This window comes from Variovorax sp. GW821-FHT09B05 (assembly GCF_059418265.1).
Genome location: NZ_JBWKPN010000004.1, coordinates 337,527 through 363,418, shown reverse-complemented (window position 1 = coordinate 363,418; position 25,892 = coordinate 337,527). Strand labels below are relative to the sequence as shown.

Genomic DNA, 25,892 nt, shown 5'->3' with positions numbered 1-25,892 from the left:
CCGACCCGGTTTTCGGATCGGCCATTCGGACTACGCCTCAGGCGCCGGGGCCGCTGCCGTGCGCGGCGATCGGGATCACCGAGGAGCGCCATGCGCGCCGGGTGGTGCCCACGACGCGGGCCGCGGCCGGCGCGGCGGCGATGCGCTGCAGGTAGGCCTTGAGCTCGGCGGCCTGCTCGTCGTAGCCGCGGATGCGCGGCAGCATCGCGTTGACGCCGCCGGCCGGCAGGCGGTCGGGGCTGGCCAGCGCGTCTTCGATCGCGCCCCGGAACGCGTCGGTGTCGCCGATCTCGACCACGCGCCCGTTGACGCCGTCCACGATGTCCTCGACCACGCCGCCCGCCGCGGTCGCGATCACCCAGATGCCGCGGGCCAGGGCCTCGCGCACCACCAGGCCGAAGCTCTCCTTCCACAGCGAGGGCACGAGCAGCACGTCGATGTCGTCGTAGAACGCGTCCATCTCGGCCTGCTCGAAGGGCGCCACCACGCGCACCTGGCCCGACACGCGCCACTCGGCGGCGGCGACGGACGCCGCCCCGGTGCGCAGGGCGATGTCGGTGATGACCAGTTCGTAGCCGCCCGCGCGCATGCCCTCCAGCACCTGCTGGAGCCAGAAGTAGCCCTTGTGCACCGCGCGGCCGCCGAGGTAGGCCATGCGCAGCGGCGACCCGGGCCGGCGCGCCGGCCGCGGGCGCGCGGGCAGCGGCACGCCATTGCGATTCACCGCGATCTGCTGCGGCGCGACGCCGTTCGCCACGTAGAGCTCGCGCTGGAATTCGCTGGGCGCCAGCAGCAGGCTCGCGCGGTCGAGCACGTCGCCGAGGAAGAACCTGCGCTTGAAGGTGAAGCCGCTGTCCGGCACGCACTTGGAACAGGCGCGCAGGTCGATCGCCTTCTGGTTGCAGTACACGCCGTTGTCCTGCACCATGAACTGGCGCTCGCACAGCCACCAGGCGTCGTGCAGCGTGATGGCGTAGGGCACGCCGGCCTCCACGCAGGCATGGGCCATCGTCGCGCCGAGCCGCTGCACCGAATGGAAATGCACGACATCGGGCCGCAGCGATTTCAGCAGCCGCGCGAAGATCTCGCCCACCTGCGGATCGTCGTAGTCGAGCGCGCGCTGCGTGTCGTCGGCCACCTGCACGGCGATCACCGGCAGCCCGTCGACCTCGTAGCGCATCACGCTGTAGGGCTCGAGCTCCGACCCGAGGATGGCGGTGAAGACGGTGACGTCGCAGCCATCGGCCTGCAGCCGGCGGCACAGCTGCTCCGCGACCACGGTCGCGCCGCCGAAGCTCACCGGGGCGAACAGCACGTTCACGGCCAGCACCTTGAGGCGCGTGGCGGGCGCCGGCAGCAGCGGTCCGATCACCTGCTGCAGCTGCCGCGCGGCCACCACCTGCGGGTGATAGCGCGACAGCACGCTGCGGCGGGCTTCCTCCGCGATGCCGTGGCGCAGGCCGGCATCGAGCACCAGCCGGGTCAGGGCCGCCTCCCATTGCTCGGGCGTGTCGGCGATCATGCCCGTGCGGCCATGCTCGATGCCTTCGCGGAACGGCCCCGTGCCCGAGCAGATGCTCGGCACGCCGAGGATCGCCGCCTCGATGAACTTGATGTTGCTCTTGGCTTCGTTGAACAGGCTGTCCTCGAGCGGCGCGATGCTGATCTGCCACGAGGCGAGCGCGCGCAGGTAGTCGTCGCCCTGCAGGAACGGGATCTGGAACACCCGGTCGGCGAAGCGCCGGAACGGCGCCGGCAGCTCGAGCGGGCCATGGATGGCGAGCCGCACCTGCGGATGGCGTTGCATCACGGCCAGCAGCGCGGACGCCACGATGCCGAAGTCGCCGTCGTGCGTGCGCGAGCCGCTGCCGTAGCCGATGGTGACGAAGCGCGGATCGGTCTTGACCGGGCGCCGCTCGAGTTCCGCGGCGAGCGCGAGGATGCCTTCGTCCAATGCATTCGGCACCACATGCGTCTTGCCGGGAACGATCTCGCCCATGCTGCGCGCGATCGCGGCCGTGCTCCCGATGCCATGCTGGCAGTGGCTCAGCATCTGCCGGTACTGCGCCGTCGTCTCCTTCGACGATGCCATGCGATCGGACGGAGCGCCCGAGGCGAGCAGTTGCCGGCGATAGGCGTCCCAATCGAAGATCAGGTCGTCCACGTCGAAGAAGCTGGGCACGCCCAGCCGCCGGGCCTCGGTCGCCAGCAGCACCATGTGCGGCGCGGCCGGCACACGGTAGAAGATCAGCAGGCCATGGAACGGCAGGGCCGCGCGGCAGGCTTCGGCATCGCGCCAGCTGAGCACCGTGGTCTCGAGGCCCAGGTGCTCGAACATGTCGACCTTCTGGTCGACCCGGTAGCGCTTGCAGGCCGGTATCGACAGCTCGGCGACGATGAGGATGCGCGCGCCCAGGCTCTGGCGCGACAAGGGCGTGAGCGGCGCGAGCCAGGGCCGGTGCCGCGCGGGATCGCGCGACGGCAGCGCGGCGATGGTGTCGAGCGACGGGCGGGCGCGCCCGGTCGATCGATGCGCGACCCAGCGCTGGGCCCACCGCAGCAGCTGCCCGCGGCGCCGCTCGTAGAAATCGCCGTGGCGGGTGCCCGCCGGAAAGACGCGCAGCCGCAGCCTTCCGTAGAACAGCACCAGCTGCAATCCAAGGCTGGCTTCGAAGCCTTCGATGCGCGCGGCCTGCGCCGCGGCATGCGCCTTCAGCGCGAGGATGCGTGCATCGCGCTCGGCGATCTCCACGTCCTTCTCGAGCGATTCGAAGTGCCGGGTCTCGAGCATTTCCTCGGCCCGCTCGCGCTTGGCCGTGACTTCCGCGGCATGGCTGCGCAGCCGTTCCAGCTCCTGCACCAGGCCCTCGATCCTGCGCGCGAGCACGCCGTCGAGCGGCGGCACGCGCGGCCCGAGGCACAGCACGCCGAGCCCCAGGCCCTGTTCGAATTCGAAGGACGGATGGCGCTGCCGCAACAGCGCCCAGAGGCGGCGCAGCTTGCGGCCGGCGCGGGTTCCGTGCACCAGCACCAGCGCCTGCGGGCCGAGCTTGGCGCGCCACGGCGCGAGGTCCAGCGTGGCCAGCCGCGCCGGGTCGCCGGCATCGACATGCAGCAGGTCGATGCTGCCGTCCGCGAAGGCCGCGGCCGCCTCGCGGTGGCCCGCGAGCCGCGCGTCCACCGTATGGCAGGCCGCGCCGCGCGCGGTGGACTGCCTGAAGGTGGCAGCCGGCACGCCGCCCTCCGCGCCGAGGTCGACGACGATGGCGGGCCGCGTGTGCTCGAGCAGCAGCGCGACGAAGGGCGCATGCACGCTCCAGGCGCGCGATGCCTGGGCCTGTGGCGCGGAGGGGCCCTTGGGTGCGAGGCCGCAGGCGGCGGTGAAGGTGGGGAGCGTGGACATCGGAAGGCTTTGCGCGGGCGAACTCGGAGCCCGACGATTCTTCCGACATGCGGCGCCACCGACTACAGCCGGCAGAACTGAAATCGCAGCCCGGCGTTCAGTCGTGTGGCGCCGACGCACGGCCCCGCGCCGCGCGTGCTCATTCCGCCGACGCGCGCTGCCACTGCCTTAGCCGCAGGCGGCGCGAACGATCTTGCCGGTGGCCGGGTCGGTCTCGATCGTCACGCGCTCGCGCCGGTAGTCCATCGTCGCGGGCTGTCCGGGCTGAAGCTGGCGAACGAGGGAGGCTCCAGTCGACTGCCGGGCCTCGGCATCGCCGATGCGGTTCTTGCCCGCGAGGGCGCTCGCCGACTCCGGCCGGCAGATGCCGAAGGCGCCGTCGTCACGCGCCTGCGGCGCGCTGCAGGCGGCGATCGACAGGACGGCCAGCGCCAGGGTCGCGGCCGGTATCAATTTCGAGGTGGAAGCCAAGGCACATCCTTTCCATGAACATGAAGCAATGCCTGCGTATTCCACCATGGCCGCCGCGCCACGGCATCGGCACGGGCCGGCGGCCGCTCACCCGGTCGCGGTGCGACGGCGCTTCCATATGACGCTGTCCACCAGGTAGTGATGGAAGTTCAGGACGAAGTGCGCAATGAGAATGGTCGGAAGCCCGAGCCACAGCAGGCTCTCGCCGATGCGGCTGGCGGCGAGGTACAGGAGGGCACCGCCGATCGCGCAGGGCAGGAAGAAGCGCATCGGCGGCATCAGCACGGCGCGCCATGGCGTTGCGCGTGCCGGTGAACTTCTCGCCCTCTCACCCTCCTTGCCCTCCTCGCCCGTCGTGTCGTCGCGCTGCCGTTGGCGATAGACGAACACCAGGTACTGGATGTTGTGCCAGACGTTGACCACCAGCCAGCCGATGGTGATGTCGCTGATCCAGACATAGCCGACCAGCGAAACGATCAGGTGGGACAGCACGAGGCTGTCGAACGGTCCCGCCGCCTGCCTCATGCGCCTCGAATACGCCAGGCATGCCAGCCAGCACGCGGCGCCGACGAGGGCTGCAATTCCCGCGGCCAGGGCCCACGCCTGCGGAACCGGCGGCAGCCAGATCGGGTAGCCGAGGAAGCTGTCGGCCCCCTGTGCACTGCGATGCAGATAGCCCCACGCGGGGAACAGATAGATCAGCCCATAGGGCAGGCTTCGCCAGGGCATCGGGGGCCGCCGGTCGCAGCGCCTCGCGATGCCGTAGCACTGGCGGGAGACATGGAAGGACTGCGCGAGGAAATAGAGGGCGAACAGTCCGGCCGCCTCGTAGGCGAGCGCGACGATCGTCAAGCCCGCCAGTACCAGGATCGGTGCGATGAAGACCAGCGCCTGGCGCATGCGGGGGCGCGAGGACATCGCGCCCAGGCGCGTGTAGGTCGCGACGATATGGGGATTGGCCAGCAGCCAGATGTCGATGTAGAGGATCGCCAGCATCATCGGCGTGGACCACGATGCCAGCGCGCCGGCCGCCAGCGCCGCGAGCAGGTTGCCGACGACCAGCCAATGCTCGCGTCGCATCGAGCCGATGGCGACGTTGCCCGACACGGACTGCGCGTGCGCCGTCATGTCACGACGGGCGGCGTGGGCGGGGGCCGAGGCGATCCGAGGGGCGCCTGCTTGGGCGGGATCGAAAACACGGAGCCGGGGCGCAGATGGCGTTCGAGATCGGCTCGCATGGCTTCGTAGGCCGCGCTTCGGGCCGCCGTGAACCTCGACTCGAGCGTCGCGCGGCCCACGATGCCGGACAAGCCGGCCGGCGGAAGCTGCTGGTAGGGGTCGTACTCTTCGATGACCTCACAGGGATGGCAGCGTCGGTCCGCGTCGTACTGGCCGCGGAACTTCAGCGTGTAGATGGCACCGCCGTCCTTGCCCGGATCCACGGGGAAACTGAAAGCCAGCGTGTCTTCGGGCGTCCTGATGCCGCCAAGGCTTTCGACGGGGATGAAACCGGCATTCCTGTAGGCGCCCGCGACGGCCTCCTTGAGACTGGAGAATTCGATACCGGTGAAGGAGTTGCCGAACAGGTTCCGCTCACCGGCCCACTGCCGCTTGTAGTTGAAGCGTTCCCACGCGGGATCCCTATGCCCGTTGGATTCGATCGTGGCGTACGCGTTGTCGATGGCCGGCACGAGCAGCGCGCTCAACTCGTACTGCGTCATCCATGGAAGCGTCTCGAACTCGGACGCATTCCTGATCTCGGCGAACCGCAGGAAGCAGGGGTTGCACCGCTTTCTCTCGTCGGGCAGCTCGTCGGCCGAGACGAAGATCATCGGCTTCGGCTCGACCTTCGGATAGGCATCGAACCTGAACTGGAAGATCGTCGACTTGTTCTTCTGTGCGTCCACGGCAACGAGAGAGAAGCCCGATGTCCGGAAAGCCTTGCTCACCATCGACCTGAATTCCGTGACGGTGATCTTCTGATAGGCCGCGGCCGGAATGGAGGGCCGTCCGATCTTGTAGCTGAGACCCAGCACACCCGGCAGCTGCTGTTGGGCCGAAACGGCCAGTGCGGCCAGCAAGCAGCATCCGCCCAGCAGGGCCTTGCAAATACGGGAGATGACCATCACGCATGCCTTCTGTCAAAGCGCGCCGCGCGCGCCAGGTCGATCGGGGTGGAAGCGAGCTTCGGGGACTCGGCCAAGTACGCCGCGATGGGCGCAGTGCACGGCCCTCCTCGTCCCGCGTGTGCCTGCGGGACGAATCTTAGGGGTGGGAAGAAGCGTCCCGATGACGGATCGATCACATGCCGGCGGAATTTCGTCGCGGCGTTGCGCGCATCGCACGCCTCATCCCACCGGGGGATAGCCAGCAGGTGTGCGACCCCGGCGTTCAGTCGACATGGTCGTATCGCTCGACCTGGCAGGCCTCGGTCCCTGGCTGCGTCGCGCACACCGAATACGCATGCGGCGGCGTGTTCGCGCAAGCGGCGAGCAGCAGCGCGGCGAACGACAGGAGCAGCTTTGGCCGCATGCTCATTCCGCCTGCGCGATCACCAGCAGCACCGAGGCCGGCGTCTTCCCCACCGACGTGATCTTGTGCGGGATGCCCGCGTTGAAATGCGCGGTGTCGCCGGCCGACAGCGTTTCGGTGCGGCTCGCGAGCTGCAGCGTGATGCGGCCCTTGAGTACATGGAGGATCTCCTCGCCCTCGTGGTGGCTCATCGGGTGGTTGCGCACCGGCTCGTCGGTCGGGTGCAGCACGAAGGCCACCATGCGGTGGCCCGGCAGCGAGCCCGACACCAGCCGCGCCGCGCCGCCCGCGGTCGCCGGCTGCTGGCGATGGATGACCACCGGGTCCTCCTCGGACGACTCGGCGAACAGCTCCTCGACCTGCACGCCCAGCGCCTTCGACAGCTTGAGCGCCGCGCCCACCGAGGGCGTGGACACGCCGCGCTCGAGCTTGGACACGTAGCTCTTGGTCAACCCGGTGGCCTGCGCCAACCCCTCCAGCGTGAGCCCCGACTGGACCCGCAACAACTTCAACTTGATGGACATGACTTTTCTTTAGGACACTTGTGTCCTAAAATGGATTTGTTTCTCGAACCCGATCGCACACGCAACGCGGCCGATCCCGCGCCGCACAGGAGTATGGTATGTCCGCACCTTCGCCGTTCCGCCGCTGGATCGCCCCTGTCCTCGCCCTGACGCTGGCCTGCGTCGGCGCGGCGGCCCAGGCCCAGCCCTACCCCGCCAAGCCGATCCGGCTCGTGATCCCGTTCGGCGCCGGCGGCATCACCGACATGGCCGGCCGGCTCATCGGCCAGGCGCTCGGCGAGGAACTCAAGCAGCAGGTGGTGATCGACAACCGTCCCGGCGCGGGCGGCTCGATCGCCGCGCAGGCCGTGGCGCAGGCGCAGCCCGACGGCTACACGCTGCTGCTCGGCACGGTCGGTACGCAGGTGGTCAACAAGATGATCTATGCGCGGCTCGGCTACGACCCGGCGGCGCTCACGCCCGTTTCGCTGGTGAGCAACTCGCCCTATGTGCTCGCGGTCGCGGGCCTCGATGGCGTGAAGGACCTGCCCGCGCTGGCGGCCTATGCGAAGAAGAATCCCGGCACGCTGAACTTCGGCTCGGCCGGGAACGGCAGCTCGCCGCACCTCGGTCTCGAACTGTTCAAGCTCGCGACGCACAGCGACATCCTCCACGTGCCGTTCAAGAGCGGCGCCGAGGCCGTGAACGCCGCGCTCGGCGGCCAGGTCCAGATCGTGATCGACGCGATTCCCGTGATCCAGCCGCAGGCCAAGGCCGGCAAGCTGCGCATGCTCGCGATCGCCGCCGACCATCGCAACCCCGCCGTGCCCGACCTGCCCACCAGCAAGGAACAGGGCCTGGGCGAATTCCAGATCGGTTCGTGGAACGCGCTGCTGGCACCGCCCGGCACGCCGCCGGCCCAGGTCGCGCTGGTCGACGAGGCACTGGCGCGCGCGCTCAAGCGCCCTGCCCTGGTGGCGCGCCTGGCCGAGCTCGGCATCGAGCCGCTGCCCACGGGCGCCGCCGCCTACGGCAAGCACCTGCGCGCCGAGACCGAGAAGTGGACGCGCGTGGTGCGCGCCGCGGGCACCAAGGTCGACTGATGGCCATGAAGCTCCACGACACCTTGCGCTCGGGCAATGCCTGGAAGGTGCGGCTGATGGCCGGCCTGCTCGGCGTGCCGCTCGAGCGGCACACGCGCTCGATCGACCGCGGCGACCTGCGCCGGCCCGACTTCCTCGCGATCGCGCCGCTCGCGCAGGTGCCGGTGCTCGAGCTGGACGACGGCCACTGCATCGCCGAATCGATGGCGATCCTCCACTTCCTCGCGCAGGGCTCGCCGTGGTGGCCCGCCGAGCCGCTCGCGCAGGCGCGCGTGCTGACCTGGCTGTCCTTCGAGCAGGAGCGCCACATGAAGCCGCTCGCGAAGCTGCGCCTGCACCTGGCGCTGCACCGCGACCGCGATCCGGCGAGCCCCGAATTCCGCGCCTACCGGCACGAGGCCCTGGCCGCGCTCGCGCTGCTCGAAGCGCGGCTCGAACGGCAGGGCCCCGACGGCTGGGTCGCCACCGACACGCACCCGAGCATCGCCGACGTGGCGCTGTACCCTTACACGCGACTCGCGCCCATGGGCGGCATCGAGCTGCAGGGCTTCGCGGCGATCCGCGCCTGGCTCGCGCGCATCGAGGACCTCGACGGCTACCAGGCACTTTTTCCCGCGCATCCCGAGAAGACCTTCTCGACCAGCGAAACCCCTTAAGGAGATCCCCCATGGCACTGCAAGACACCTTCGAACTCGCGAAGGAAGAACTCGTCGCCCAATCCATCGTCCAGATGGACCAGCACTTCGCCGAGAGCCCCTACACGCCGCGGCAGAAGCTCGCGCTGACCTGCCGCATCCTGTTCGACAACGGGCACGACTCGGGCCTCGCGGGCCAGATCACCGCGCGCACCGGCAAGCCCGGCGAATACCTCACGCAGCGCCTGGGCCTGGGCTTCGACGAGATCGCCGAGGACAACCTGCTGACGGTCGACGAGGACCTCCACGTGCTCGACGGCGCGGGCATGCCCAACCCGGCGAACCGCTTCCACTCGTGGGTGTACCGCGCGCGGCCCGACGTCAACTGCATCATCCACACCCATGCGCTGCATGCCTCGGCGCTCGGCATGCTCGAGGAACCGCTGAAGATCAGCCACATGGACAACTGCGTGCTGTACGACGACGTGGCCTTCGTCGGCGAATGGCCCGGCGTGCCCGTGGGCAACGAGGAGGGCGAGTTCATCTCGACCGCGCTCGGCCAGAAGCGCGCGCTGCTGCTGTCGCACCACGGCCTGCTGGTCGCGGCCACGAGCATCGAGGAAGCCTGCGTGCTGTCGATCGCCTTCGAGCGCGCCGCCAGGATGCACCTGCTGGCCGCCGCGGCCGGCACCATCCGGCCGATCGACCACCGCCTTGCGAAGGAAGCGCACGACTGGATCGTGCGGCCGCGCCGCAACACGGTGGCCTTCGAGTACTACGCACGCCGCTCGCTCAAGGACCCACGCAACGCGGACTGCCTGCGCGCGGCCTGAGTTCCATCGCCCTTTGACAAGGAGTCCTTTGCCATGCGATGCATCGCGCTGCAGCACCTGGCCTTCGAGGACCTCGGCCTGTTCGCGCCGGTCCTGCGGGAGGCCGGCTGGACCATCGACTACCGGCAGGCCGGCGTCTCGCCGCTCGAGCCCTCGGAATGGCGCGAGGCCGATCTGGTCGTCGTGCTCGGCGGCCCGATCGCTGCCTACGACACCCGCCTCTATCCCTTCCTGCACGACGAGATCGCGGGCCTGCGCGCGCGGCTCGCGCTGCGCCGGCCCACGCTGGGCCTGTGCCTTGGCGCGCAGCTGATGGCCAGCGCGCTCGGCGCGCGCGTGTACTTCTCGGGCACCAAGGAGATCGGCTGGGCACCGGTCGCGTTGAGCGCGGCCGGCCAGGCGTCGTGCCTCGCGCCGCTGGCCAACGTGCCGGTGCTGCACTGGCATGGCGACACCTTCGAGCTGCCCGAAGGCGCGGAGTTGCTCGCGAGCACGGCCCTCACGCCGCACCAGGCCTTCAGCCATGGCCGCAATGCACTCGCATTGCAGTTCCATCCCGAGGCCGATCCCGCGCGCATCGAACCCTGGCTCATCGGCCATGCGTGCGAACTCGCGCAGGCCGGCATCGATGTTCCGGCCCTGCGCGGCCAAAGCTCCGCACGGGGCAACGCGCCGCAAGCAAGCGCCTCGGCGATGCTGCGCGCCTGGCTGGGCCAGCTCGAATGACGCTCGCGCCGGTGCGCATCGACGCATTGCTCGTGGGCCCCATCGCACCGCTGCCCGATGGCCGCACACCCAGCGGCATCGTCAAGTCGCCGAGCGACGATGCGCTGTGGCTCTCGGCCACCGGACTCGCAGGCGACGCGCAGGCCGACCTGCGCATCCATGGCGGTCCCGAGAAGGCGGTGCACCACTATCCGCGCGAGCACTACGCCGCGTGGTCCGCATGGAGCCGCCGCCATGACCTGCTGGCCGCGCCCGGTGCCTTCGGCGAGAACCTCTCGACCGTGGGCTGGGACGAATCCAGCGTCTGCATCGGCGACGTGCTGCGGCTCGGCGAGGCGCTGGTGCAGGTGTCGCAGGGCCGGCAGCCCTGCTGGAAGCTCGATGTGCGCTTCGGCGAACCGGGCATGGCGCGCGAGATGCAGGACAGCGGCCGCACCGGCTGGTACTACCGCGTGCTGCAGCCCGGCGCGGTGCAACGCGACGCAGCGATCGCGCTGGTCGAGCGGCCGCATCCCGAGTGGCCGCTGTCGCGCCTCATCGCCCTGCTGTTCGCACGCGACGAGCGCTTCGCGCCCGAGTGGGAACGCGCGGCCGAACTGCCGGCGCTCGCCGAACGCTGGCGCGCCACCTTCCGGCGCCGCGCGGCCTCGCGGCAGGTCGAGGACTGGACACCGCGCCTGTGCGTGCCGGGCGCGGACCCGCGCTGATGCAAGGCGGGAATACCCGCAGCCCGTGGACAGCCGACTGACAGCGCCGTCCGCGAACATGGGGCATCGATCGCGGGAGACACCCGCGCACAGGAGACACATGCCCTTCCCGACCTTCCGGCCGGCCGCCGCCGCCATCGCCGCGTGCATCGCCCTGGCCGCCTGCACGACCGCCCCCACCGCTTCCACGCCCGTCGCACGCGTCGTGCCGCCCACCGACTGCAAGGCCTGGGTCGGCACCGACCGCAACGCCGAGCTGCCCGGCTACACCCTGCGGCAGGCCGACGGCACCTCGCGCTGCGTGCCCCTGCTGCTCACCGCCGCCCACGCGCCCGCCGGCTACGCGGGCGACTTCCACGTGCAGGAGTTCACCGACGCCAAGCTCAAGGAACGCTGGGCCGCGTGCAAGAGCGATGCGGCCTGCTTCAAGCGCATCAACGACCAGATGCAGCGCTGGCTGCCGCCGAACAAGGAGCGCGCGACGCGCGTCACCGGCATGGTCGATCCGGTCGGCAAGATCGATTCCGACGGGCAGGTGAACCTGCGCGACATCCGCAAGCCGGGCTTCTTCGCGAAGGCGCCGTACAACGAGGCGGTGGCCGAGGCGAACGGCCGCACGCACGTGGTGGAGTTCACCGTGCCGCGCGATCCGCTCGAGCGCCTCAAGCTCAACATGCAAGGCGACATCAAGCTGCGCGGCTGGTACGTGGAGGGCGCGGGCGTCGACGACGGACGCGGCGGCCGCACGCGCGCGCTGGTGATCATGAGCCCGGGCGGCGGCGGCCAGCTCACGGCCATCGACCATCCCGACGAGGTGACGGTGCGCGTCGATCCCGCCACGCGCCGCGCGACTTCGGTACGCTTCCCCAACGCGACCACCGAAGGCCCCGGCATGCGCTTCTGGCGCGACCACCTGCATGCGCTGAACCGCGCGGGCTTCGACGTACTGGCCTACGACCGGCGCGGCGAAGGCCTGTCGGGCGGCTTCAGCGACACCAACACGCTCGAGCAGAGCGAGGACATCTTCCGCGTGCTCGCGCAGATGGACAGCGGGCGCGGCCTGCGCGTGCTGATGGCCTCGGGCCAGGAGCTCGAGGGCGCACCGGCGGCCGGCAAGCTGATGGCCGGCATGAAGTCGCGCGAGATCCCGCTGCTGCTGCTGGGCTACTCGCGCGGCTCGATGACCACCGGCTGGGCCATGACCAAGAACTACGCCGGCGGCTGCAGCTACGACATGCCGACCGAGCAGTGCAGCGCGCCCAAGGGCTACGCCAACATCAAGGGCGCGATCCTCTACGCCTCGTTCGTGAGCGGCGCGGGCTACCTGCCCGAGGCGCCGGACCTCGCGGACCGCAACCTCTTCCTCGGCGGCATGGCGGCCGACAACTACGTCGCCTTCTATCCCAACTCGGCGGTGCTCGCGAACATGCCGAAGTGGCCCGCCGTGTTCTTCGCCAAGGGCCTGTGGGACCGCGCCGAAAGCCTCGAAGGCACGGTCGCGGCCTATGACCGCGTGCGCGGGCTCAAGGACATCGTCGTCTCGCGCGGACCGCACTCGATGGAGACCTGGCCCCGGCAGGAACTCGACCGCGTGCGCAGCCGGATGGTCGCGTTCGCGACGGCCGCCGTGCAGGGCCGCACCGCGCTGCCGCAAGCGCCGCAATGGACGGACCTCAAGGGCCTCGTCGCGACCACGCCGGACGTGTGGGAGATGTCATCGAAGCCGCGCTAGGAGCGGTTCATTCGGGCCGGCGCCGCGCGCCGATGCGGCGTGACCGCGAGGTCAGGTCGAAGGCTTGTCCTGCCCCGACGGCTCGAACGCCCGCGCAACGATCGCCTCGATCGCATCGATCTCGGCGGGCTTGAGCATGTACAGCTCTTGCGACTTGCGACGGCGCTCCGGCATCCTGCAATGGTTTTGCTGGATCCACTGGATCAACAGATTGATCGTCCTGTTCGGCAGGTCGAAAGCCGAATCGATTGTCTCGAAGGCCTGGTCGTAGGCCTGAAGGTAGGCCGTCTCCTCGAACAGCGTCTGCTCCAGGGCCGCTTCCGCACAGGAGGTGACGAACTCGGCGGCCGCCTGACCGGCCCAGTTCCCGTAGATCATGGGCGACGACCTGAACTGGAAATCGAACCGGGCACCGTCGATGTAGGTCACGTCCCAGAGAGCGCGCGCTGGCTTGCTGAACGTCTCCAGAGCCTGCAAGTAGTCTCTCTCGTGCTTCTTCATGGCCACCGACAGGGGCAGGATCGCGGGCGTTCCGTGGGTCTGCGGCAAGGCGCCGTTGTAGTTCAGGCTGTGGTGAGCCAGCAGTCGGGAAAGCCGGCCATTGCCATCGATGAAGGGATGCAGGAAGACGAAGCCGAAGCTCACCAGCGCTGCCTTGATCAGCGGTGGAACGTCGTCACCAGCATTGGCCATCTGCATGAATCCATCCATGAGCCCGGGCAGGACCTCGGGCGGTGGCGGCAGGTACCGGATCGCCAGGACGCCATGGCCGCCGCGCTGCAACCAATTCTGGCGACTTCGAAACGCGTGTTCGGACAGCTCGGGCCGACTGATCACCGCCTGTTGCAGTGCGGCGATGTAGGACTCGGTGAGAGGCCTGCGATCCGCCAGATGTTGCATGGCTGCCATGAAGGCACGCGCCTTGTCGGGCGAAGCATCCTCGTTCTCGATGGCATAGGAGTCGCGCGTCTCGCTCAGGTACGCCCAATCCATGACGCGATCGACCAGATCGACGTTGCCCGGATCGGTCACCCAGCGCTCGAGCCTTTCGAGTACCTTCGCTCCGCGGCGCTCGAGCTCGGCGTCGCGAAGCATCACCGGGCAGTAATGGTACGGACCGAGGCCGTTGAAGTTCACGCGCAATCGGGTGCTCTTCTCCCATACCGGGCCGGTGTAATGCTCTCGAGGGTCGAACATGTCGAGGTAGTTGCCTCCCGTCGTCGGCCAGGGCAGCGGCAGCTCCCGTGCGTTGGCCTTTTCCCAGACGAACGCCAGTCGCCGCAGGTTGGCCGCCTTGGGCTGCTCGACGAGTGCCTCGGCCATTTCCTCGGCAGGCACCAGCTTCATGGCTTCGTGCAGGATCGCCAGTTCGACGCCCTCGTGCTTCAGCCCGAATTGCGCGTGAATCAGGATGGAGGCATCGTCGCGCGGCGCGACCTGCCTGGGTACTGCCAGCAGGTCTGGCAGGGCCTCCACGCGCGTGACCGGCTTGATGCGTGCCGGTCTTCTCAAGGGGGGCATGCGCAGCGGGATGCGCGACAGCAACGCCTCGTAGCCAATCATCACCGCCTCGCTTTTTGCTTACCGGCTTGGATTTTCATTTAGAAATCGATATTTACCTAAGTTTTTACATACTCATCCCCAGCCCTCGCCCCCTTCGCCCTCAGCGGCACCAGCCAGCGCCCGGGATCGAGCGACACCTGGTCGTCGCCAACCAGCCGGCCGCCGAGCTCGCGCCATCTGACCGCGGCCATCACTGAACCGATATTGGCCAGGCTGGTCTGCATGAGTGCGGCCTCGACGGGATCGTGCAGCGGCTGCATGTTGGGGCGTCTTGCATCGATCAACACCAGGTCGGCCTGCTCGCCCGGCGTCACGGTGCCGATGCGGGCCGACTGCGGCTAGCTCGTCGCACAGCGGTAGCTGGACGCAGCGTTCAGATCGCCAGACCCGTTGTACTTCGGCCAGCTCGGATAGATGCAAAGAGGCCGGGTGCGACCGGCCGTCGCAGGGTTCGCATCGGTCGCCATGAGCTCTCCCGGCGCCTTGCCGCGTTCCACCCAGGCCTCCAGTGCGTCCAGCACCGGCACGCCGCCGGTCGCATTGAAGTGCCCGGTGCCATGGCCGTATCCCGGCACCTGGTAGAAGCGCAGGAACGCGTCGACCTGCGGCCGGCCCAGCTTCAACAGCAGCGCGTTGTAGTAGTCGACCGATCCCTGGAAGGGGATCAGCGGATCGGAGGTGCCGTGCACCAGCAGCCACTTGCCGCCGCGCGCGACGAAGGGCTCGATGTTGGTGCTCGTGGCGTCCATGACCCCGGACAGTTCCTGAATGCGAGGCAGGTAGCTTCCCGGTGACGCGCCATCGAGGCCGATCGACAGGCCCAGAGGGTCCATCAACACCGCGTTGCGGATGAAGGCGTCGGGCAACGCCCCCAGGCTGCCCAGCACCAGTGGATTCGGCGGAACCGGAAAGGTCGCGGTCGCACCCAGCACCGAGGCGTAGTCCGTGGACGGCAGGAAGCCGGGATTGCTGGTCGCGCCGCTCTTGAACGCATAGGAGAACTCGGTGCGCGATTGCAGCGTGTCGACGGTCTTGATCTGGGCATCGGACAGGCAATCGTCTCCTGCATCCGCCCCGCCCTTGCAGCGCAGGCTCTGCGGCTTGAACGTGCATGCGGCGACGTTGCCCACGATGCCGTCGACGGCGCCATCGAGCGCATCGCAGGCCGCGAGTTCGGCCGTGCGCAAGGTCTGCAGTTTCTTCGGACTGAGGAAGCCGACGCCGCCATCGCCCCACAACGCACGCGTGCCGACCTGGATGGTCATCATCTGCGGCATGTAGGCATAGGCCGGGAAGTACGTGACCACGCCGTCGTAGTCGGCGGGCCACTTCTGCATGACCTGCATGCCTTCGTGGCCGCCCTTCGAGCCGCCCATGAAATAGGTCCTGGCCGGTGCCTTCCCGTAGCGCAGGCCGATCAGCTTCATCGCCACGTCGCGCGTCTTCTTCAAGGCATCGCCGGCGTAGTTCCGGAGCATCTCGCTGTTCGATGCGAAGGCGGTGTAGAAAGGGTCGGTCGGCGGTGCCTGATGCCCCGAGTCGTCGGCGAAGATGGCGTATCCGCGCTGCAGCGGACTCGCGCCCGATGTCAGCGGCGTGGTCACGAGGTCCGGGACCACGCCGTCGAATCCGCCGCCACCGAAGTGCATCGCATGGCCGTTCCAGTTCGTGGGAAGCACGAGGGCGAACACGATGTCCTGCGCCCCTTCGGAGACGGAAGCGATGCGGCCCTTGAGCATGCAATGCTCGCCCGTCTGCCCCGCGCTCGGCACGAGGGCCGCTTCGGTGACCGTTGCGCCCTGGGTCGGCAGTCCGATCGCGGCACTGTCCACCTTGGCTCCCCGAAGTGCGGCGCATGCCGTGCCCGCCGAAGGCGGCGATGGTGGCGGCTGCGTAGTGGCGACCGCCGACGGATCGATCTGGATGGCGCCACCACCCCCTCCACCGCCGCCGCACGCCTGAAGAAGAAGTAGGACAGCCAGCAATGGCACGACGCGTCGTTTCTTGAATCCCCGCATGGATCTTTGTCTCCGTTGAAGTTGTTGATGCGACCTTGGACCTCGTCGCAACCGGCGCCTTCCACTTGCAAGGCAGTTGCGAAAAGTCCGCGGATGCTACGTGGCGAGTTCGCGCGTAGCGATTGCGAAAGGCCGCATCCGCATGGCAAAAACATTCATGTGGCGCACGGCGCGCAAGCCGATGGAATCGGCGCGGGGATGTGCCGCCCTGCGCGTGAGCGGCGACTTCGCCTCACGAGGCGATGAAGAACACGGAGCCTGCTAAGCCCCTCGCGCAGCCTTGCCCGCCGCCTTCGGCACGAACAGCATCTTCTCGACCTGCGCCAGCAGCCGCTTCGCGAAATCGGCATCGAGCTCGGCATGCTCGAAGAGCAGGCGATACCAGACCGGCCCGAACAGCAGGTCGAGCACGATGTCGTGGTCGACGTCGGCAGCGATCTCGCCGCGCTCCTGCGCCTTGCGCAGCAGGCGCAGGCCCGATTCGCGCCGCGGCAGCACCACCTTGTCGCGCAGCAGGGCCGCGGTGGCCTGGTCGTACTGCGCCTCGGCCACGAGCGAGCTGAGGATCGTGCGCCATTCGCGGTCCTGCACCCGCTCGACCGTCGACACGAGGTAGCGGCGCAGCTCGCTCTTGAGCGAGGACGCGTCCTCCACGATGGCCGTGTCGGGCAAGCCTTCCATGTAGAGCTCGATCAGCAACGCCCCCTTGCTCGGCCAGCGGCGGTAGATCGAGGTCTTCGAGACGCCGGCCAGCGCCGCGACCTGTTCCATCGCGAAGCGCGCATAGCCATGCACGCGCAGCACCTCGCGCGCGGCTTCGAGGATGGCGTCGTGCGTCTGCTGCCGGCGGCGCCGGGCGCGCGGTCCCTGTTCCACGGGCTCGGAACTCTGGTCGGGGGTGTCCTTCATGGTCATGGCGCGATTCTGACATTCCGATGGCTGTTGACATACGGTACGTACCGTTCTAAAGTTTTAGATACGGTGCGTACCGTTTACTGGAGTCAATCATGCCGCCTCGGGCTCTCCGCCGCTTCGCCGGCCTTCTCGCCCTCATGCTTTGCTGTTCCGCGCACGCCGTTGCGTTCAAGTGGGCGTCGCAGGACGACGCCGCGACCATGGACCCGGATGCCTTCAACCACGGGCCGACCATGACCGTGCTCGGCCACATCTACGAAGGGCTGGTGCGGCGCGACCGCGAGCAGCGCATCGAGCCCGCACTCGCGCAGTCGTGGACCCAGCCGGCGCCGACCGTCTGGCGCTTTCGCCTGCGCGAGGGCGTGCGCTTCCACGACGGCAGCCTGCTGACCGCCGAGGACGTGGTGTTCTCGCTCAAGCGCGCGATGACGCCCGAATCGGACATGAAGGTATTCGCCGCCTCGATCGCCGACGTGAAGGCGGTGGACGCCACGACCGTCGACGTCGTCACCGAATTCCCCAACGCGGCGCTGCTGCAGTCGCTGCCCGAACTCAAGGTGATGTCCAAGGCCTGGGCCGAGAAGAACGGGGCGCTGCGCCCCGCCGACATGCGGCAGAAGAGCGAGAACTTCGCGACCCGCAACGCCAACGGCACCGGCCCCTTCAAGCTCTCGGTGCGCGAACCCGACGTGCGCACGGTACTGGTGGCGCACACGGGCTGGTGGGACAAGCCCGGCACCAACATCACCGAGGCGACGATGGTGAAGATCTCCTCGGCCGCCACCCGCGTGGCGGCGCTGCTGTCGGGCGAGCTCGACTTCGCCTACCCGATCCCGCTGCAGGACATTCCGCGCGTCGAGGCCTCGACCGGCTACAAGGTGCTGCAGGGGCCCGAGATCCGCAACCTGTTCCTCTCGATGGACCAGGCCAGCCCCGAACTGCGCTACGCGAGCGTCAAGGGCAGGAATCCCTTCGCCGATCGCCGCGTGCGGCTGGCGATCTACCAGGCGATCGACATCGAGGCGATCGGCAAGCGCATCCTGCGCGACTCGGCGGTGCCCACCGGCATCCTCGTGCCGCGCGGCGTGAACTCGGTCGACGCCGCCATGGTGGCGCGGCCCTTTCCCTACGACCTCGCGGCCGCGAAGAAGCTGCTCGCCGAGGCCGGCTATCCGACCGGCTTCGAGGTCACGCTCGACTGCACCAACGACCGCTACGTCAACGACGAGCAGGTCTGCACCGCGATCGCCGGCATGCTCTCGCGCATCGGCGTGAAGGTGGCGGTCAACGCACTGCCGGGCGCGCGCTTCTTCACCAAGGTGGGCGCGGGCGACTCGAGCTTCAATTTCTTCGGCTACACGCCCGTCAACCTCGATGCCTACAACACCCTCAACGTGATGATGGCGACGCGCGACGGCAAGGCCGGCCAGTGGAACGTCGGGCGCTACAGCAATCCCGAGGTCGACCGGCTGATCGGCCAGGTGCTGACCGAGATGGACCCGCAGGCGCGCACGCGGCTGGTCACGCAGGCGATGACCCTGCACCGCAACGACGTGGGCCACATCCCGCTCTACCAGCAGGGCCTGGCCTGGGGCATGCGCAAGAACGTCGACGCGGCACTGCAGAGCGACAACCGCGTCAACCTGCGCTTCATCAGCGTCCGGTAGGCCCGATGCTCGCGTTCTTCATTCGCCGGCTGCTGGCGGCCGTCGGGGTGCTGGCCACCGTCGCGTTCATCGCCTTCGGCCTGTTCAAGCACGTGGGCGACCCGGTCACGCAGATGCTGGGGCCCGATGCCAGCGATGCCGACCGCGCGCGCGTGCGCCAGGAGCTGCGGCTGGACGACCCCTTCGTGCTGCAGTTCGCGCGCTTCTCGGCGCGGCTCGCGCAAGGCGATCTCGGCGTGTCGCTGCGCCAGGGCCGGCCGGTGCGCGAACTGCTGGCCGAGCGCCTGCCGGCCACGCTCGAACTCAGCCTGGTCGCCGCCTTCGTCTCGGTGGTGGCCGGCCTGTTCCTCGGCGTCGCGTGCGCGGTGCGCCCGCGCAGCTGGTTCGCGCGCGGGACCATGGCGCTGTCGCTGATCGGTGCCTCGCTGCCCACCTTCCTGATCGGCATCCTGCTGATCCTGGTCTTCTCCGTCACGCTCGGCCTGCTGCCCTCCTACGGCCGCGGCGAGGTGGTGGCCATCGGCTGGTGGAAGAGCGGGCTGCTCACGCGCGACGGCTGGCTGCACCTCGCGATGCCGGCGGTCACGCTCGCGCTGTTCCAGCTCGCTCTGATCGTGCGGCTCGCGCGCGCCGAGATGATGGAGGTGCTGCGCGCCGACTACATCCGCTTCGCCCGCGCGCGCGGCATCCGCGAGCGCGCGATCCTCTACCGCCACGCGCTGCGCAATGCGCTGGTGCCGGTCGTGACGATCGTGGGGCTGCAGCTGGGCGCGGTCATCGCCTTCGCCGTGGTCACCGAAACCGTCTTCCAGTGGCCCGGCCTCGGCGCCCTGTTCGTCGATGCGATCGGCTTCGCCGACACGCCCGTCATCGCCGCGTACCTGTGCTTCGTCGCGGCCATGTACGTGTGCATCAACCTGGTCGTGGACATCCTCTATGTCGCGATCGATCCCCGTCTCGAGACAGCCTGAAAGCGGCCCGCATGAATCCCACGCCTCCCATGGCGCGCACCGTCGAAGCGGTGCGCGCGTTCCACGACGACCTGGCCCGGCTGCGGCAGGACCTCCACGCGCATCCCGAGCTCGGCTTCGAGGAGGAACGCACCGCCGCGCGCATCGCCGCCTTCCTGCAGGCGCTCGGCATCGAGGTGCACCGCCACGTGGGCCGCACCGGCGTGGTCGGCGTGCTGCACGGGCGCTCCACGGCCAGCGGCCGCAGCATCGGCCTGCGTGCCGACATGGACGCACTGCCGATCCAGGAACTCGGCGATCCGGCCTACCGCTCGTGCATCCCGGGCCGCATGCACGGCTGCGGACACGACGGGCACTGCGCGATCCTGCTGGGCGCCGCGAAGTACCTGGCGCAGACCCGCGACTTCGACGGCACCGTCTACTTCTTCTTCCAGCCGGGCGAGGAAGGCCATGCCGGCGCGCGCGAGATGATCCGCGACGGCCTGTTCGAGCGCTTCCCCGCGCAGCAGGTGTTCGCGCTGCACAACTGGCCCTCGCTGCCCGCGGGCACCATCGCGCTGAACGCCGGGCCGATGATGGCGGCGATCGACCGCTTCTCGATCCGCGTGCAGGGCCGCGGCGGACACGGCGCCCATCCGCAGCAGGCCATCGATCCGATCCTCGTGGCCTCGGAGATCGTCTCGGCGGTGCACACCATCGTGAGCCGTAACGTCAATCCGGTCGATGCGGCGGTCATCAGCTTCCAGTCCTTCCAGTCCGGCGCGCCCGAGGCCCTGTCGGTCATTCCGGACCACGCGCAGCTGCACGGCATGGTCAAGTGGTTCAAGCCCCAGGTGCAGGCCGTGCTGCGCGAACGGCTGATCGAGACCGCGGAACGCGTGGCACTGGCCTTCGGCGCCCAGGGCGAGGTGCACTACGAAGAACTCTACCCACCGACCATCAACCACCCCGAGGCCGCCGAAGCGCTCGCGCGCGTGGCTTGCCGAGTGGTCGGCGAGGCCCACGTGGTCCGCGACATGGAGCCCAGCATGGGATCGGAGGATTTCGCCTTCATGCTGCAGCAGCGGCCGGGCGCCTACTTCCGGCTCGGCCAGGGCATGACCGACGGCCGCTTCCTGCATCACCCGCGCTACGACTTCAACGACGCCACCATTCCGGTCGGCAGCGGCGTGTTCGCGGCACTCGCCGAGGACCTGCTCGCGCCATGAAACAGCTCTGGACCCGATGGCTCGACAGCGATGTCGGCCACAGCTTTCGCAGCTCGCCGGTCGCCATGGCGGCTGCGGTGATCGCACTCGGCTGCTTGCTGGCAGCCGTCTTCGCGGGCTGGGTGTCGCCGCACGATCCCTTCGACCTGACCCGGCTTGAGCTGCTCGATGCGCGGCTGCCGCCGGCATGGGCACCGGAAGGCAACGCCAGCTACCCGCTGGGCACCGACGACCAGGGTCGCGACATGCTGTCGGCCGTGATCCACGGCCTGCGCATCTCGCTGATCGTGGGCCTGGCCTCGGTCGCGGCCTCCGCCGTGGTCGGCGTTGCGCTCGGATTGCTGGCCGGCTTCGCGGGCGGCTGGGTCGACGCGCTGCTCATGCGCGTGTGCGACGTCATGCTGTCGTTCCCGCCGATCCTCACCGCGCTGCTGATCGCCGGCGTGGCGCGCTCGCTGCTGCCGAACGCGCACGCCTCGGTGGCCTTCGCCGTGCTGGTGCTCGCGATCTCGCTGAGCGGCTGGGTGCAATACGCGCGCACCGTGCGCGGCGCGACGCTGTCCGAGCGCCACAAGGAGTACGTGCAGGCCGCGCAGGTCACGGGCGTCGCGCCCTTTCGCATCATGCGGCGCCATGTGCTGCCCAATGTGCTCGGACCGGTGCTGGTGCTCGCGACCATCCAGGTCTCGACCGCCATCGTGACCGAGGCGACGCTGTCCTTCCTCGGGGTCGGCGCGCCGCCGACCTCGCCCTCGCTCGGCACCTTGATCCGCGTGGGCAACAACTACCTGTTCTCGGGCGAATGGTGGATCGCGCTCTTCCCCGGCCTGATGCTGATCGCGGTCGCGCTCAGCGTGAACCTGCTGGGCGACTGGCTGCGCGACGCGCTCAACCCGAGGCTGCGATGAGCACGCCAGGAACGGACTCCATGAACATCCTCGACGTCGAAGACCTGGTGGTCGAATTTCCCGGGCGCCACGGCACCCTGCGCGCGCTCGACGCGGTCAGCTTCTCCATCGCACCGGGCGAGATCCTCGGCGTGGTCGGCGAATCGGGCGCCGGCAAGTCGCTGACGGGCGCTTCGATCATCGGCCTGCTCGAACCGCCCGGACGCATCGCGGGCGGCCGCATCCGGCTGCAGGGCGAGCGCATCGACCAGCTCGATCACGAGGCCATGCGCCACATTCGCGGCCGGCGCATCGGCTCGATCTTCCAGGATCCGCTGACCTCGCTCAATCCGCTGTTCACCGTCGGCCAGCAACTGACCGAGGCCATCCGCACCCATCTGCGGCTCGATGCCCGGCAGGCCCGCGCCCGCGCGATCGCGCTGCTCGACGAGACCGGCATCCCGGCCGCGGCGCAGCGCATCGATCACTTCCCGCATCAGTTCTCGGGCGGCATGCGCCAGCGCGTGGTGATCGCGCTCGCGCTGGCGGCCGAGCCCGTGCTGATCGTGGCCGACGAGCCGACCACCGCACTCGACGTGTCGGTGCAGGCGCAGATCGTCGCGCTGCTGCAGCGCATCTGCCACGAGCGCGGCGCCGCCGTGATGCTGATCACCCACGACATGGGAGTGATCGCCGAGGCCTGCGACCGCGTGGCCGTGCTCTATGCCGGCCGCGTGGCAGAGATCGGGCCGGTGCACGACGTGGTGCGGCACGCCGCCCATCCTTACGCAGCCGGGCTGATGGCCTCGATTCCCGACATGGACTCGTCGCCCGAGCGGCTCGCGCAGATCGACGGCGCGATGCCGCGCCTGAACCGCATTCCTCCCGGCTGCGCCTTCCATCCGCGCTGCGGCCAGGCCTTCGCGCGCTGCACGCAGGAACGGCCCGAACTGATCGCCGCGGGCGCGACGCATGCCGCCTGCTGGCTGCATGCGCACACCACGGCAAGCCCTCTCTCCCCCCACCCTTCCCTCGCCCTCCCATGACAGCCCTCGTCCAAGCCCACGACCTCGCGCGCACCTTCGACGTCTCGCCGCCCTGGCTCAACCGCGTGCTCGAGCGCAAGCCGCGCGTGCTGCTGCATGCGGTGGACGGCGTGAGCTTCTCGATCGAGCGCGGCAAGACGCTCGCGCTGGTCGGCGAATCGGGCTGCGGCAAGAGCACGGTCGCGCGCCTGCTCGTGGGCCTGTACGCGCCCACGCGCGGCGGGTTGCAGTTCGACGGCCAGGACGCGCACGCGGCCTTCAAGACCGCCGAGGGCCGCAAGCTGCGCCGCCGCATCCAGATGATCTTCCAGGACCCCTACGCGAGCCTCAACCCGCGCTGGATCGTCGAGGACATCATCGGCGAGCCGCTGCGCGAGCACGGCATCCTCAGCGACAAGGCCCAGCTGCGCGAGCGCGTGGGCCAGCTGCTGCAGTCGGTGGGCCTGTCGCCGCTGGACATGAGCAAGTACCCGCACCAGTTCTCGGGCGGCCAGCGCCAGCGCATCTCGATCGCGCGCGCGCTGGCCACGCAGCCCGAGTTCCTGGTCTGCGACGAGCCCACCTCGGCGCTCGACGTGAGCGTGCAGGCGCAGGTGCTCAACATCATGAAGGACCTGCAGCGCGAGCAGGGCCTGACCTACCTGTTCATCTCGCACAACCTCGCGGTGGTGCGCCACGTGGCCGACCAGGTGGGCGTGATGTACCTGGGGCGGCTGGTGAAGGTGGCGGACAAGCAGAAGCTGTTCGCGACGCCGCAGCATCCGTACACGCGCATGCTGCTCGACGCGATCCCGCAGATGAAGCACACGGGGCGCGCGCGCACGCCGGTGCAGGGCGAGGTGCCGAATCCGCTCAATCCGCCCGCGGGCTGCGCCTTCCATCCGCGCTGCCCGCATGCCAATGCGCGCTGCTCGGCCGAGCGGCCGAAGCTCCAGAGCATCCGTGGCGTGCAGGTGGCTTGCCATGCGGTGGAAGAGGGCCGTGCCTGAACGGCCCCCGGCCTCAGGGCGTGTCGGCGAGCCGCTGGATCGCCTCGACCGCGCCGGGATTCTCGAGCGCCGAGAGGTCGCCCGGCGGCTGCCCCGCGAGCACGCGGCGGATGACCCGGCGCATCGCCTTGCCATTGCGCGTGCGCGGCAGATCGTCGACGCAATGCACGATCGCGGGCCGAAAGGGCTTGCCGAGAGCAGCCTCGATGGCGGCCGCCGCACGCGTCGCCAGGTCGTCGCTGTCCGGGGCTCCATCCCCCGCCGACTGCGGTACCAGCACCAGCACCAGCTTCTGTCCCTTCACCGGATCGGGCAGGCCGACCGCGGCGGCGTCCTTCAGCGGCAGCGCGGCCAGCAGCACGGCCTCGACCTCGGCCGGCCCGAGCCGCTTGCCCGCGATCTTGAGCGTGTCGTCCGAGCGGCCGAGCACGAAGAAATGGCCCTCGCCATCCTCGTAGACCAGGTCGCCATGCACCCAGCGGCCCGGCACCGCCTGCCAGTAGGTCTCGAGGTAGCGTGCATCGTCGCGCCAGAAGCCCTGCGTCATGCCCACGAAGGGCTGCGCGATCGTCAGTTCGCCGGGCACGCCGACCACGCGCGCGCCGGTGTCATCGGCCGCGAAGGCCTGCACGCCCGGCGAAGCGCTGTTGAAGCCCGAGGCCTTGATCGGCCGCACCGGCACATTGGCGAGGATGGCGCCCGACGCCTCGGTCCCGCCCGTGTAGTTGATGAGCGGCAGCGCGCCGCGACCGAAGCGGCGGAAGAACCACTCGAAGTGCTCGGGATCGAGCACCTCGCCGGCCGCCATCAGCATGCGCAGGCTGCGCAGGTCACCCCGCGTGGCCGCGTCCGCATGCGCCGCCAGGCTGCGGATCAAGGTGGGCGAGGCGCCGAAATGCGTCACGCCATGCCGCTCGATCATCGCGGCGAAGCGCGACCAGTCGGGGAAGTCGGGCGCCCCGTCGTAGCACAGCAGCGTGGCGCCGGCGATCAGCGCGCCGATGACCGTGATCGGCCCGACGATCCAGCCCATGTCCGAAGGCCAGCACCAGGTGTCGCCGGCCAGCAGCTCGAAATGGAAGGAGCTGTCGTGCGCGATCTTGAGCGGAAAGCCGCCATGCACATGCACCGTGCCCTTGGGTGCGCCCGTGGTGCCCGAGGTGAACACGATCATGAAGGGATCGTTGGGGTCCATCGAGACGAAGTCCGCCACCGGCTCGGCGCAGGCGACCTCCTCCCATCGCCGAAGCTCGCAGCGACCCTCGATGGCGTCGCCGTCGCCGAGCACCACCACCTGCGCGAGCACGGGCAGGCGCCCCAGCGCCTCGTTGACGGCCGCGGCCGCCGACACCCGGCGGCCGCGCCGCATGAAGCCTTCGGCCGCGATCAGCATGCGCGCCTGCGCGAGCTCGAGCCGCGAAACGATGGCCTCGGCACCGAAGCCGGTGAACAGCGGCACGCACACGGCCCCGAGCGCGGCGATGGCGAGAAAGGCGATGGCTGCTTCCGCACCCATCGGCAGCATCAGCCCGATGCGGTCGCCGGGCGCGATGCCCATCGCGCGCAGGCCGCCGGCGAAGCGGCGCACGCGCAGCGCGAGTTCCGCGTGGCTGACCCTTTCGACGCGACCGTCCTCGGCCTCCGCGATCAGCGCAGGCTGCGTCGCGCGCCCGGGATCGCAGGACCAGCGCAAGGCGCTGCGCACCCAGTTCAATCGGCCGCCGTCGAACCAGCGCGGATGCGCGGCATCGGGTGCGTCGGTGCGAAAGCGCTGCCAGGGCGCATCCCAGACGATGTCGAGCTGCGCCAGCACGTGACGCCAATAGCTCGCCGGATCGTCCACCGAGGCCCGGTGCAGTTCGTCATAGCCCGCCAGGCCCATGCGATGGGCAAGCGCGGTGAGTGGCGCCGAGGCGATGCGTTCGGCATCGGGCCGCCAGAGCGTGAGATCGGGAAATTCCATGCATCGTCCTCCGTTCCTGC

At 69.4% G+C, this 25,892-nt stretch carries 23 protein-coding genes; 12 read left to right on the top strand and 11 right to left on the bottom strand.

Annotated features, from left to right (window positions below; translation table 11 throughout):
- Positions 1-37: 37 nt before the first annotated feature.
- From AC07RM_RS13415 to AC07RM_RS13390, 6 genes are all read right to left on the bottom strand, one after another.
- Positions 38-3,403, bottom strand: coding sequence for a glycosyltransferase (locus tag AC07RM_RS13415; protein ID WP_495334816.1), 3,366 nt, complete (start codon positions 3,401-3,403; stop codon positions 38-40).
- 168 nt (positions 3,404-3,571) lie between these two features.
- Positions 3,572-3,874: an I78 family peptidase inhibitor gene (locus AC07RM_RS13410; protein ID WP_495334815.1), complete on the bottom strand. Its 303-nt coding sequence runs from the start codon at positions 3,872-3,874 to the stop codon at positions 3,572-3,574.
- A gap of 87 nt (positions 3,875-3,961) precedes the next feature.
- Positions 3,962-5,002: a hypothetical protein gene (locus tag AC07RM_RS13405; RefSeq protein ID WP_495334814.1), complete on the bottom strand. Its 1,041-nt coding sequence runs from the start codon at positions 5,000-5,002 to the stop codon at positions 3,962-3,964.
- A complete protein-coding gene (locus AC07RM_RS13400; protein ID WP_495334971.1) occupies positions 4,999-6,000 on the bottom strand; it encodes a hypothetical protein in 1,002 nt (333 codons plus the stop codon). The genes AC07RM_RS13405 and AC07RM_RS13400 overlap by 4 nt, the downstream gene beginning before the upstream one ends.
- Positions 6,001-6,265: 265 nt before the next feature.
- Complete coding sequence (locus AC07RM_RS13395) at positions 6,266-6,406, bottom strand: hypothetical protein (RefSeq protein ID WP_495334813.1); 141 nt, start codon at positions 6,404-6,406, stop codon at positions 6,266-6,268.
- A 2-nt stretch (positions 6,407-6,408) separates the two neighbouring features.
- Entirely contained in the window at positions 6,409-6,930 is a 522-nt protein-coding gene (locus tag AC07RM_RS13390; RefSeq protein ID WP_208508864.1) for a helix-turn-helix domain-containing protein, read from the bottom strand.
- Between the two features lie 98 nt (positions 6,931-7,028).
- Between AC07RM_RS13390 and AC07RM_RS13385 the strand changes: the two genes are divergently transcribed.
- The 6 genes from AC07RM_RS13385 (at position 7,029) to AC07RM_RS13360 (ending at position 12,645) form a co-directional block, all read left to right on the top strand.
- Positions 7,029-8,012, top strand: coding sequence for a Bug family tripartite tricarboxylate transporter substrate binding protein (locus AC07RM_RS13385; RefSeq protein WP_495334812.1), 984 nt, complete (start codon positions 7,029-7,031; stop codon positions 8,010-8,012).
- Positions 8,013-8,017: 5 nt separating this feature from the next.
- On the top strand, positions 8,018-8,668 hold the full coding sequence (locus tag AC07RM_RS13380; protein WP_177239567.1) for a glutathione S-transferase family protein: 651 nt from the start codon (positions 8,018-8,020) through the stop codon (positions 8,666-8,668).
- Between the two features lie 17 nt (positions 8,669-8,685).
- Positions 8,686-9,480 carry an aldolase gene (locus AC07RM_RS13375; RefSeq protein WP_495334970.1) on the top strand — a complete coding sequence of 265 codons (795 nt, stop codon included), beginning with the start codon at positions 8,686-8,688 and terminating at the stop codon, positions 9,478-9,480.
- Between the two features lie 33 nt (positions 9,481-9,513).
- Positions 9,514-10,206 carry a glutamine amidotransferase gene (locus tag AC07RM_RS13370; RefSeq protein ID WP_495334811.1) on the top strand — a complete coding sequence of 231 codons (693 nt, stop codon included), beginning with the start codon at positions 9,514-9,516 and terminating at the stop codon, positions 10,204-10,206.
- Positions 10,203-10,913: an MOSC domain-containing protein gene (locus tag AC07RM_RS13365; RefSeq protein WP_495334810.1), complete on the top strand. Its 711-nt coding sequence runs from the start codon at positions 10,203-10,205 to the stop codon at positions 10,911-10,913. Before AC07RM_RS13370 ends, AC07RM_RS13365 begins: the two co-directional genes overlap by 4 nt.
- 100 nt (positions 10,914-11,013) lie before the next feature.
- On the top strand, positions 11,014-12,645 hold the full coding sequence (locus AC07RM_RS13360) for a hypothetical protein (protein WP_495334809.1): 1,632 nt from the start codon (positions 11,014-11,016) through the stop codon (positions 12,643-12,645).
- A gap of 51 nt (positions 12,646-12,696) precedes the next feature.
- Here the strand turns inward: AC07RM_RS13360 and AC07RM_RS13355 are convergent, their stop codons facing one another.
- From AC07RM_RS13355 to AC07RM_RS13340, 4 genes are all read right to left on the bottom strand, one after another.
- On the bottom strand, positions 12,697-14,208 hold the full coding sequence (locus tag AC07RM_RS13355; RefSeq protein ID WP_495334808.1) for a Fic family protein: 1,512 nt from the start codon (positions 14,206-14,208) through the stop codon (positions 12,697-12,699).
- A gap of 56 nt (positions 14,209-14,264) precedes the next feature.
- Positions 14,265-14,522 carry a hypothetical protein gene (locus AC07RM_RS13350; protein ID WP_495334807.1) on the bottom strand — a complete coding sequence of 86 codons (258 nt, stop codon included), beginning with the start codon at positions 14,520-14,522 and terminating at the stop codon, positions 14,265-14,267.
- A gap of 24 nt (positions 14,523-14,546) precedes the next feature.
- Entirely contained in the window at positions 14,547-16,226 is a 1,680-nt protein-coding gene (locus AC07RM_RS13345; RefSeq protein WP_495334806.1) for a tannase/feruloyl esterase family alpha/beta hydrolase, read from the bottom strand.
- Between the two features lie 261 nt (positions 16,227-16,487).
- Positions 16,488-17,135 carry a TetR/AcrR family transcriptional regulator gene (locus tag AC07RM_RS13340; protein WP_495334805.1) on the bottom strand — a complete coding sequence of 216 codons (648 nt, stop codon included), beginning with the start codon at positions 17,133-17,135 and terminating at the stop codon, positions 16,488-16,490.
- A 206-nt stretch (positions 17,136-17,341) separates the two neighbouring features.
- Here AC07RM_RS13340 and AC07RM_RS13335 point away from each other — a divergent pair, with 206 nt between their 5' ends.
- The 6 genes from AC07RM_RS13335 to AC07RM_RS13310 are packed head-to-tail and all read left to right on the top strand — an operon-like array spanning position 17,342 to position 23,909.
- Positions 17,342-18,808: an ABC transporter substrate-binding protein gene (locus tag AC07RM_RS13335; protein ID WP_495334804.1), complete on the top strand. Its 1,467-nt coding sequence runs from the start codon at positions 17,342-17,344 to the stop codon at positions 18,806-18,808.
- A gap of 5 nt (positions 18,809-18,813) precedes the next feature.
- Positions 18,814-19,779: an ABC transporter permease gene (locus AC07RM_RS13330; RefSeq protein WP_398495985.1), complete on the top strand. Its 966-nt coding sequence runs from the start codon at positions 18,814-18,816 to the stop codon at positions 19,777-19,779.
- A gap of 11 nt (positions 19,780-19,790) precedes the next feature.
- A complete protein-coding gene (locus tag AC07RM_RS13325) occupies positions 19,791-20,987 on the top strand; it encodes a M20 aminoacylase family protein (RefSeq protein WP_495334803.1) in 1,197 nt (398 codons plus the stop codon).
- Positions 20,984-21,895, top strand: a complete 912-nt coding sequence (locus tag AC07RM_RS13320; protein WP_495334802.1) for an ABC transporter permease — start codon at positions 20,984-20,986, stop codon at positions 21,893-21,895. Before AC07RM_RS13325 ends, AC07RM_RS13320 begins: the two co-directional genes overlap by 4 nt.
- A 20-nt stretch (positions 21,896-21,915) precedes the next feature.
- Positions 21,916-22,920: an ABC transporter ATP-binding protein gene (locus tag AC07RM_RS13315; RefSeq protein WP_495334801.1), complete on the top strand. Its 1,005-nt coding sequence runs from the start codon at positions 21,916-21,918 to the stop codon at positions 22,918-22,920.
- The gene (locus tag AC07RM_RS13310; RefSeq protein WP_495334800.1) at positions 22,917-23,909 is read left to right on the top strand and encodes an ABC transporter ATP-binding protein; all 993 of its coding nucleotides are present in this window, start codon (positions 22,917-22,919) and stop codon (positions 23,907-23,909) included. Before AC07RM_RS13315 ends, AC07RM_RS13310 begins: the two co-directional genes overlap by 4 nt.
- Positions 23,910-23,922: 13 nt before the next feature.
- Here the strand turns inward: AC07RM_RS13310 and AC07RM_RS13305 are convergent, their stop codons facing one another.
- Complete coding sequence (locus tag AC07RM_RS13305; RefSeq protein ID WP_495334799.1) at positions 23,923-25,872, bottom strand: AMP-binding protein; 1,950 nt, start codon at positions 25,870-25,872, stop codon at positions 23,923-23,925.
- Between the last annotated feature and the right edge of the window lie 20 nt (positions 25,873-25,892).